Raw genomic sequence first — 8,496 nt, forward strand, 5'->3', positions numbered from 1 at the left:
GAAAAAAGGAGAACCTTCATGTTCAGAACCCTCCGTCTTGCCACCTGCGCAAGCCTTCTTACCCTTTCCCCGGTCCTGATGGCGCAGGCTTCGGCTGCCGAAATCAAGGTCGTGGCCAGCTTCTCGATCATCGCCGATTTCGCCAAAAATGTCGGCGGCGACCGCGTCGAGATCACCACGCTTGTCGGTCCGGATGGCGATGCGCATGTCTATGAGCCGCGTCCGGCCGATGCGGTTGCCGTCAGCAAGGCTGGCGTCGTGCTGGTCAATGGCCTGGAATTTGAAGGCTTCCTGAAGCGGCTGATCGACACCAGCGGCACCAAGGCGCCGGTCGTTGAACTGACCAAGGGTGTCGAGCCGCTGAAACTATCCGAAGAACCGGCCGGCCATGCCCATCCGGAAGCGGAAGAAGAGGAAGGCCACGACCACAAGGCTGAAGAAGCCGGCCATGACCACGGTCATGAAGGTCATCACCATCACGGTGAATTCGACCCGCATGCCTGGCAGTCGATCAAGAACGCGGAAATCTATGTGAAGAACATTGCCGGCGCATTTTGCCAAGTCGACAAGGCCGGTTGCGCCACATACACCGCCAATTCGGAAGCCTATATCGCCAAGCTTGCCGCTCTGAACGAGAAGGTGAAGACCGAGATTGCCGCCATCCCGCCGGAAAAGCGCGTCATCATCACCTCGCATGACGCCTTCGGTTATTTCGAGCACGCTTATGGACTGAACTTCCTGGCGCCCGAGGGCATCTCGACGGAATCCGAAGCTTCGGCCGCTGATGTCGCCAAGCTCGTGGATCAGGTCAAACACGACAAGGCTTCGGCGATCTTCGTCGAAAACATCACCGACAAGCGGTTGATTGACCAGATCGCCAGCGAAACCGGCCTGAAGGTTGGCGGCACGCTCTATTCCGACGCGCTTTCCACCGCCGATGGCCCGGCCGCGACCTATATCGACATGATCAACCACAATATCCAGACCATCAAGGCGGCTGTGCTCAGCCAGTAAGCTCCGTCATTTCGCTATGAGCCTGGGGAGGGTGGCCTGTGTCACCCTCCCTATTTTTTTGTCTGTCGCCGCGAGTCTTGTCTTGTGTGTGTTCCGCGCTTGCCCGTTGACAATCGATCCGCCCTTTGAAATGGTAAGATGTCAGACCAATTTAGAGGGTACGTCTTGGACAGGTCCAGCCGGGAACTCATGCAGCCCATTCCGCCGAGCGACCGCGTGCGCCAGGTCGAGGCAGCGCTTTCTGACTATGTCGAGAGGGCAGGGCTGAAGGCCGGAGACCGACTTCCCGCTGAACGCGAACTGATGGTGGCTCTGGGTGTTGGCCGCTCCACCATTCGCGAAGTCATCCGCAAGTTTCAGGCGCTCGGTGTCATCGACAGCCGCAAGGGCAGCGGCAATTACCTGCTGAAGCCAATTTCCGCCGCCACCGTGCATATGCCGATTTCCATCGATGCCGAAAGCCTGCGCGATGCGCTGCTGATGACGCTGGAAGTGCGGCGCGGCATCGAGGTGGAAGCCTCCATGGCCGCTGCGCGCCGCCGCACGGCAGACGATATCGCCACGATGGAAGCGCGGCTAGACGAGATGGAGCGTGTGCATCTGGCCGAGGGAACCTCCGGCAAGGCAGACCTTGCCTTCCATCTGTCGATCTACGATGCCACCCATAATACGCTGTTCAAGCAGCTTCTGGAGCAGATGCGCGAAGGTTTCGAACGCTTCTGGTCGAAGCCGTTCGACCGCCCGGATTTCGCCGGCCGCTCCTTTCCCTTTCACCGCACGCTGTTCAATGCCATCGCCGCCGGTGATGCCGAGACCGCCCGTGAAGAAACACTGAAAATCCTCGCCGTCGTCGAGGAGGATATCAAGGACATGTCGAAATGAACCATGGCAACGATCTCTTCGATCCCGCCTCATTTATCGTTGCGCATGACGAGGCCCACGCCTTCGAAGCTGTGGTGCCGCCCATCGTGCAGACCTCGCTTTTCACCTTTTCCAGCTACGACGAAATGGTCTCCACCTATCGCGGCGAAAAGGTGCGGCCGGTCTATACGCGCGGGCTGAACCCCACCGTGCGGCTGTTTGAAGAGATGCTGGCGAAGCTGGAAGGTGCCGAAGATGCGCTCGGTTTTGCAAGCGGCATGTCGGCCATTTCCTCCACCGTGCTGTCCTTCGTTTCGCCGGGTGACCGGATCGTCGCCGTCCGCCACGTTTATCCCGATGCGTTTCGCCTGTTCGGCACCTTCATGCAGCGCATGAATATCGAGGTGACCTATGTCGACGGCCGCGACGAGGCGGCGGTTGAAAAGGCGATGCCGGGCGCAAAGCTGTTTTACATGGAAAGCCCGACGAGCTGGGTGATGGAAGCCCACGATGTCGGCGCGCTTGCCGCCATCGGCAAGCGGCATGGCGCCGTCACCGTCATCGACAACTCCTGGGCAAGCCCGGTCTTCCAGCAGCCGATCTCGCTCGGCGTGGATCTCGTCGTGCATTCGGCCTCGAAATATCTGGGCGGCCATAGCGATGTGGTCTCCGGCGTGGTGGCGGGTTCGAAGGCGATGATCGACCGTATCCGGGCGGAAACCTATCCCTATCTCGGCGGCAAGATGTCGCCCTTCGATGCCTGGCTGCTCATTCGCGGGCTTCGCACCCTGCCGCTGCGCATGAAGGCGCATCAGGCCTCGGCGCTTGAGATCGCAACCCGCCTGCAGGCGCTGGATGTGGTGGAGAAGGTCTGCCATCCGGGGCTGGCGAACCGCCTGCCGCCCGGCCTTCACGGCACGTCGGGCCTGTTTTCCTTCATCTTCAAGGACGGGGTGGATGTGCGCGCTTTTGCCGACCGCCTCAAGCTTTTCAAACTGGGTGTTTCCTGGGGCGGGCATGAAAGCCTCATCGTCCCCGGCGAAGTGGTGCTCGAACAGAAGGCGCAGCCAAACTCCGCCCACACCTTCGGCATCAGCGCGCGTTCGGTGCGCCTGCATGTCGGGCTGGAGGGCACGGAAGCCCTCTGGAACGATCTCGAACCCGCGATCAAGGCGGCCTCTGCCGCCTGACGCGTTTTTAAACTGACGACAAAAAAGGGGAGAACGACATGAAAAAACTGGTAACAGCAGCAATCTTCACCGCCCTGATGACCGGAACGGCGCTGGCGGACACGACCTTGAAACTGGTCGAGGTCATCACAAGTCCCGAGCGGACGGAAACGCTGAAAGGCATCGTCTCGAAATTCGAGGCTGCCAATCCCGGCACCAAGGTGGAAATCGTCTCCCTGCCGTGGAGCGAAGCCTTCCAGAAATTCGCCACCATGGTCTCGGCCGGCGATGTGCCTGACGTGATGGAAATGCCCGACACATGGCTGTCGCTTTATGCCAATAACGGCATGCTGGAGAGCCTTGAGCCCTATCTTGCCAAGTGGGAGCACACCGCGGGCCTGAGCGAGCGCACGCTGGAACTCGGCCGCGATGTCAAGGACACGGCCTATATGCTGCCCTATGGTTTCTACCTGCGCGCCATGTTCTACAACAAGAAACTGCTGGCCGAAGCCGGCGTGACGGAGCCGCCGAAGACACTCGAGGAATTTGCCGATGCCTCCAAGAAGGTTGCAGCCCTTCCCGGCAAATCTGGCTACTGCCTGCGCGGCGGCCCGGGCGGCCTCAACGGCTGGGTCATGTTCGGCGCATCCATGGCCGGTTCGAACGAGTTCTTCACCAAGGACGGCACCTCCACCTTCGACAGCCCCGGCTGGGTGAAGGGCCTGACCTATGTGATCGATCTCTACAAGAACGGTTACGCGCCAAAGGACAGCGTCAACTGGGGCTTCAACGAGATCGTCGCCGGCTTTTATTCCGGCACCTGCGCCTTCCTCGATCAGGACCCGGATGCGCTGATCGCCATCGCCCAGCGCATGAAGCCGGAAGATTTCGGCGTCATGACCATGCCCAAGGGCCCCGACGGCAAGACCTTCCCGACGATCGGTTTCGCCGGCTGGTCGATGATGTCGAAATCCGAAAACAAGGACCTTTCCTGGAAGCTGATCGAGACGCTTGAAGGGCCGGAAGGCAATATCGAATGGAACAAAAAGACCGGTGCGCTGCCGGTGCACAAGTCGGCGGAGAAGGACCCCTTCTATGCCAGCGAGCAGTTCAAGGGCTGGTTCGACGAACTGGCCGACAAGAACGCCGTACCGACGACGATGCCGACCTATCTTGAGGAATTCGCCTTCTTCAAGGATTCGCTTGTGATCAAGACATCGCAGGAAGCGCTGCTCGGCGACATCACGCCGGAAGACCTTGCCAAGCAATGGGCTGATTACATGACCAAGGCGCAGCAGAAGTTCCTGGCCTCGAAGTAACGACATTGACCGGCTGCGCGGGCGCACATGCCCGTGCGGCGGGTCTTGCCGGCCTTCGCTGCGACAGGCCTTTTCATAGAAATTTTTCGGATCGGTAAGCCGTGAGGCTGGAAAACCCGTCCGTTCCATCGTCCGATCAGGGAGCGATACAATGTCCTATGCCCATGGCGCCGGGCCGGTGGCTGCGCGCAAACCGGCTGGCAAGCCTGCGATGCGGCGGTTTGCCGAATGGGCCGAACCGTGGCTTTACAGCGCGCCTGTGCTGGTGCTCATCGTCGCCGTCATGCTGGTGCCGCTGGTGCTTGGCCTCTCCTATGCCTTTCGCGATGTGCAGCTGCTCAATCCGTTCTCCGGCGGTTTTGTTGGCCTCAAACATCTGGAGGCTCTGTCGCAGGATGCGGCCTTTTACCGGGCGCTGAAAAACACGCTGTGGTGGACCGGCGCTTCGGTTTTCCTGCAATTCTTCTTCGGCCTCATTCTGGCGCTGCTGCTCGATAAACCCTTTGCGGGCAGGGGGCTGGCGCAGGCGCTGGTGTTCCTGCCATGGGCCGTGCCGACCTTCCTTGCCGGTCTCAACTGGGCATGGCTGTTCAACCCGGTCATCGGGCCGCTGCCGCACTGGATGGTCTCGCTCGGGCTGTTATCCGCACCCAACAATATCCTCGCCGATCCGCAGCTTGCCATGTGGGGGCCAATCATCGCCAATGTCTGGTGGGGCATTCCCTTCTTCGCCATCACTTTGCTTGCCGCACTTCAGGCCATCCCGCGCGATCTTTACGAGGCGGCGGAAATTGACGGGGCAAACCCGCTGCAGCGTTTCACCTCCATCACCCTGCCGTTTCTGGCGCCGACCATCGCCATCACCATTCTGCTGCGCACCGTCTGGATCGCTAATTTCGCCGATCTCATCATCGTCATGACCAATGGCGGGCCGGCGGACCGCACGCAGATCGTCGCCAGCTACATCTTCACCCAGGCCTTCCGGCGTCTGGATTTCGGTTATGCCTCGGCCATCGCGCTGGTGCTGCTGGTGCTGTTGCTTGCCTATTCCATGCTGATCGTGCTGCTGCGCCAGCGCCTGATCGAGAAGGACTGACCGATGACATCAAGGATATTTCTCACCCTTGCCCATCGTCTGGCGATCCTTGCCTATATCGCCTTTGCACTGTTCCCACTGTTCTGGCTGCTCAAGGTGTCCGTCACGCCGAATGATCTGCTCTATAGCGAAGGTGTGAGGATGTGGCCATCGCGGGCGACCTGGGATCATTATCGTTTCGTCATTGAAAACAGTGCCTTCCCGACGTTTTTTAAGAACAGCGTCATCGTCGCGGGCTCCACGGCAATTGCCGTGACGATACTTTCTTCGCTCTCGGGTTACGCGCTGTCACGCTTCCGTTTCAAGGGCAAATACTGGATCGTCGCGCTGATGCTGATCACCCAGATGTTTCCGCTGGTCATGCTGGTCGCGCCGATCTTCAAGATGCTATCGCCGCTCGGCCTCACCAACAGCCTGACGGGCCTCGTCATCGTCTACACCGCCTTCAACGTGCCTTTTGCCACCTTCCTCATGCAGTCGTTCTTCGATGGCATTCCGAAGGATCTGGAAGAGGCGGCGATGATCGACGGGGCGAGCCGGTTTACGGCCTTCCGCCAGATCATCCTGCCGTTGACGCTGCCGGGCATTGCCGCGACGCTTGGTTTCGTCTTCACCGCCGCGTGGAGCGAGCTTCTGTTTGCGCTGATGCTGATTTCCGGCAACCAGAGCGCCACTTTCCCGGTTGGCCTTCTGACCTTCGTTTCGAAATTCTCCGTCGATTTCGGGCAGATGATGGCGGCGGGCGTTCTGGCGCTCATTCCGGCCTGCCTCTTCTTCCTGCTCATTCAACGTTATCTCGTGCAGGGCCTGACGGCCGGCGCGGTGAAAGGATAATCCCATGGCTTCCATCGAGCTGAAGAATGTCGGCAAGACCTATGGCGACCTCGCCGTGCTGCATGGCGTCGATCTTGATATCAGGGATGGCGAGTTCATCGTCCTCGTCGGTCCCTCCGGCTGCGGAAAATCGACGCTGCTGCGCATGATCGCCGGCCTTGAAGAGATAACATCCGGCGACCTGTCCATCGACGGTGAACGTGTCAATGATCGCCGGCCGAAGGATCGCGATATCGCCATGGTCTTCCAGTCCTATGCGCTCTATCCGCATATGAGCGTTGCCGACAATATGAGCTATAGCCTGCGCCTGCGCCGCAGCCCGAAGGAAACCATCGCGGCGGCGGTGGCCGGTGCTTCCGCGAAACTTGGCCTCGATCCCTATCTCGCCCGCCGCCCGAAGGCGCTCTCCGGTGGCCAGCGTCAGCGCGTCGCCATGGGCCGCGCCATCGTGCGCCAGCCAAAAGCCTTCCTGTTCGATGAGCCGCTGTCCAACCTCGATGCCCGGCTGCGCGAGCAGATGCGGGCCGAGATCAAACGCATGCATGCCGATCTTGGCGCAACCTCGGTTTACGTCACCCATGACCAGATCGAGGCGATGACGCTTGCCTCACGTATCGTCGCCATGAATGCCGGCCATGTGCAGCAGATCGGCGCACCGCTCGATCTTTACGATCGTCCCGCCAATCTTTTCGTCGCCGGTTTCATCGGTTCGCCCGGCATGAATTTCCTCGAAGGACGGCTCGTGCAGGAGAATGGCGGCAGTTTCGTCGTGCCGGGTGACGGCACGCGTCTGGCGCTTGGCCGGGAAGTGGACCTCGCTGATGGCGAGCCGGTCACGCTCGGCATCCGCCCGGAACATGTCACCGTAGCGCCGGCTGAAGGCGGTGTGGAGGCAACCGTCGATCTGGTCGAGCCAACCGGCCTCGGCGTCATCCTGCACCTCACCGTGCATGGATTGCCCTTCAAGCTGTTTTCGTCGGACCGGGCATTGTTGCAACCGGGCAAGTCCCTGCGGGTCGATTTCCCGCAGGAAAGGCTGCATGTCTTTGATCGGAATGGCGTGAGGATCGGGGAGGCGTGAGGCTTACCCCCCTCTGCCTTGCCGGGCATCTCCCCCTCAAGGGGGGAGATCGATCTGCGGCAAAGTCTCGCACATCTCTAAGCTTGCGAGTGAAGCGATGAAAGAGCCTCTTGCCGATCTCCCCCCTTGAGGGGGAGATGCCCGGCAGGGCAGAGGGGGGTAAGCCCCACGCGCCTGCGGGTCCGCTGTGAATGAAAAACCTTGTGAAAGCCAGCACCTAGATCGCCACACCCTTTTCATCAAACCTGTGTATCTTGGTCTCGTCGGGGGTGATGAACACGGTATCGCCATGCCTGCATTCGAACTCGCCGTCCGTGCGGGCGGTGATCGGTCCGATGCCTGATACCTCGAGATGCAGGAAGGTATCCGATCCGAGATGTTCGGCAACCGTGACCTTGCCCTGCCACAGCCCGCTTTCCTTCGACAGCAGCAGATGCTCCGGCCGCACACCGGCGGTGGTGGCATTCTTGCTGCGGGCAAAGTCACCGGTGATGAGGTTCATGCGCGGCGAGCCGATGAAGCCGGCGACGAAGAGGTTGGCGGGGGTGCGGTAAAGCTCCATCGGCGAGCCGACCTGCTCGATATTGCCGCGGTTGAGCACCACGATCTTGTCGGCCATGGTCATGGCCTCCACCTGGTCGTGGGTGACGTAGATCATCGTTGTCTTCAGCGTGTTGTGCAGCTCGGAGATTTCCAGCCGCATGGTGCCGCGCAGCGCCGCATCGAGGTTGGAAAGCGGCTCGTCGAACAGGAAGGCTTTCGGTTCGCGCACGATGGCGCGGCCGATGGCGACGCGCTGGCGCTGGCCGCCCGACAGCTGCGAGGGCCGGCGTTCGAGATAATCGGTGAGGTTCAGCACCCGGGCGGCGTCTTCGACCTTTTTATCGATCACCGCCTTGTCGAGCTTGGCCATCTTCAGCGGGAAGGCGATGTTGTTCCTGACACTCATATGCGGATAAAGCGCATAGGACTGGAACACCATGGCAAGGCCGCGCTCGGCCGGGGCCTTTTCGGTGGCGTCATTGCCGTCGATGACGATCTTGCCGCCGGAGACGTCCTCCAGCCCGGCGATGAGGCGCAGAAGCGTGGACTTGCCGCAGCCCGACGGGCCGACGAAGACGA

8 protein-coding genes are annotated in these 8,496 nt (G+C 60.6%); 7 read left to right on the top strand and 1 reads right to left on the bottom strand.

Annotated elements, in window-relative coordinates; all coding sequences use genetic code 11:
- Nucleotides 1-18 precede the first annotated feature (18 nt).
- The 7 genes from aztC (at nucleotide 19) to M0412_RS17270 (ending at nucleotide 7,374) form a co-directional block, all read left to right on the top strand.
- The gene (gene aztC / locus M0412_RS17240; protein WP_269699510.1) at nucleotides 19-1,014 is read left to right on the top strand and encodes a zinc ABC transporter substrate-binding protein AztC; all 996 of its coding nucleotides are present in this window, start codon (nucleotides 19-21) and stop codon (nucleotides 1,012-1,014) included.
- 189 nt (nucleotides 1,015-1,203) lie between these two features.
- The gene (locus M0412_RS17245; RefSeq protein WP_161991439.1) at nucleotides 1,204-1,896 is read left to right on the top strand and encodes a FadR/GntR family transcriptional regulator; all 693 of its coding nucleotides are present in this window, start codon (nucleotides 1,204-1,206) and stop codon (nucleotides 1,894-1,896) included.
- On the top strand, nucleotides 1,893-3,065 hold the full coding sequence (locus tag M0412_RS17250) for a PLP-dependent transferase (protein WP_022562682.1): 1,173 nt from the start codon (nucleotides 1,893-1,895) through the stop codon (nucleotides 3,063-3,065). Before M0412_RS17245 ends, M0412_RS17250 begins: the two co-directional genes overlap by 4 nt.
- Before the next feature lie 38 nt (nucleotides 3,066-3,103).
- Nucleotides 3,104-4,363, top strand: coding sequence for a sugar ABC transporter substrate-binding protein (locus tag M0412_RS17255; protein WP_269699511.1), 1,260 nt, complete (start codon nucleotides 3,104-3,106; stop codon nucleotides 4,361-4,363).
- A 151-nt stretch (nucleotides 4,364-4,514) separates the two neighbouring features.
- Entirely contained in the window at nucleotides 4,515-5,459 is a 945-nt protein-coding gene (locus tag M0412_RS17260) for a carbohydrate ABC transporter permease (protein ID WP_269699512.1), read from the top strand.
- 3 nt (nucleotides 5,460-5,462) lie between these two features.
- Complete coding sequence (locus M0412_RS17265; RefSeq protein WP_035228147.1) at nucleotides 5,463-6,293, top strand: carbohydrate ABC transporter permease; 831 nt, start codon at nucleotides 5,463-5,465, stop codon at nucleotides 6,291-6,293.
- A gap of 4 nt (nucleotides 6,294-6,297) precedes the next feature.
- Nucleotides 6,298-7,374 carry an ABC transporter ATP-binding protein gene (locus tag M0412_RS17270; RefSeq protein WP_269699513.1) on the top strand — a complete coding sequence of 359 codons (1,077 nt, stop codon included), beginning with the start codon at nucleotides 6,298-6,300 and terminating at the stop codon, nucleotides 7,372-7,374.
- 217 nt (nucleotides 7,375-7,591) lie between these two features.
- Here M0412_RS17270 and M0412_RS17275 read toward each other — a convergent pair.
- Nucleotides 7,592-8,496: ABC transporter ATP-binding protein (locus tag M0412_RS17275; RefSeq protein ID WP_371338317.1), on the bottom strand; the 905-nt coding region annotated here is incomplete at its 5' end.

It is taken from the genome of Agrobacterium sp. O3.4 (assembly GCF_041414895.1).
Lineage (GTDB): Bacteria > Pseudomonadota > Alphaproteobacteria > Rhizobiales > Rhizobiaceae > Agrobacterium > Agrobacterium cucumeris.

Bases quoted from the DNA above. Each gene is read 5' to 3' on its own strand.
- M0412_RS17265 (WP_035228147.1), top strand. From the start codon at position 5,463: ATGACATCAAGGATATTTCTCACCCTTGCCCATCGTCTGGCGATCCTT.
- aztC (WP_269699510.1), top strand. From the start codon at position 19: ATGTTCAGAACCCTCCGTCTTGCCACCTGCGCAAGCCTTCTTACCCTT.
- M0412_RS17270 (WP_269699513.1), top strand. From the start codon at position 6,298: ATGGCTTCCATCGAGCTGAAGAATGTCGGCAAGACCTATGGCGACCTC.
- M0412_RS17255 (WP_269699511.1), top strand. From the start codon at position 3,104: ATGAAAAAACTGGTAACAGCAGCAATCTTCACCGCCCTGATGACCGGA.
- M0412_RS17250 (WP_022562682.1), top strand. From the start codon at position 1,893: ATGAACCATGGCAACGATCTCTTCGATCCCGCCTCATTTATCGTTGCG.
- M0412_RS17260 (WP_269699512.1), top strand. From the start codon at position 4,515: ATGTCCTATGCCCATGGCGCCGGGCCGGTGGCTGCGCGCAAACCGGCT.
- M0412_RS17245 (WP_161991439.1), top strand. From the start codon at position 1,204: ATGCAGCCCATTCCGCCGAGCGACCGCGTGCGCCAGGTCGAGGCAGCG.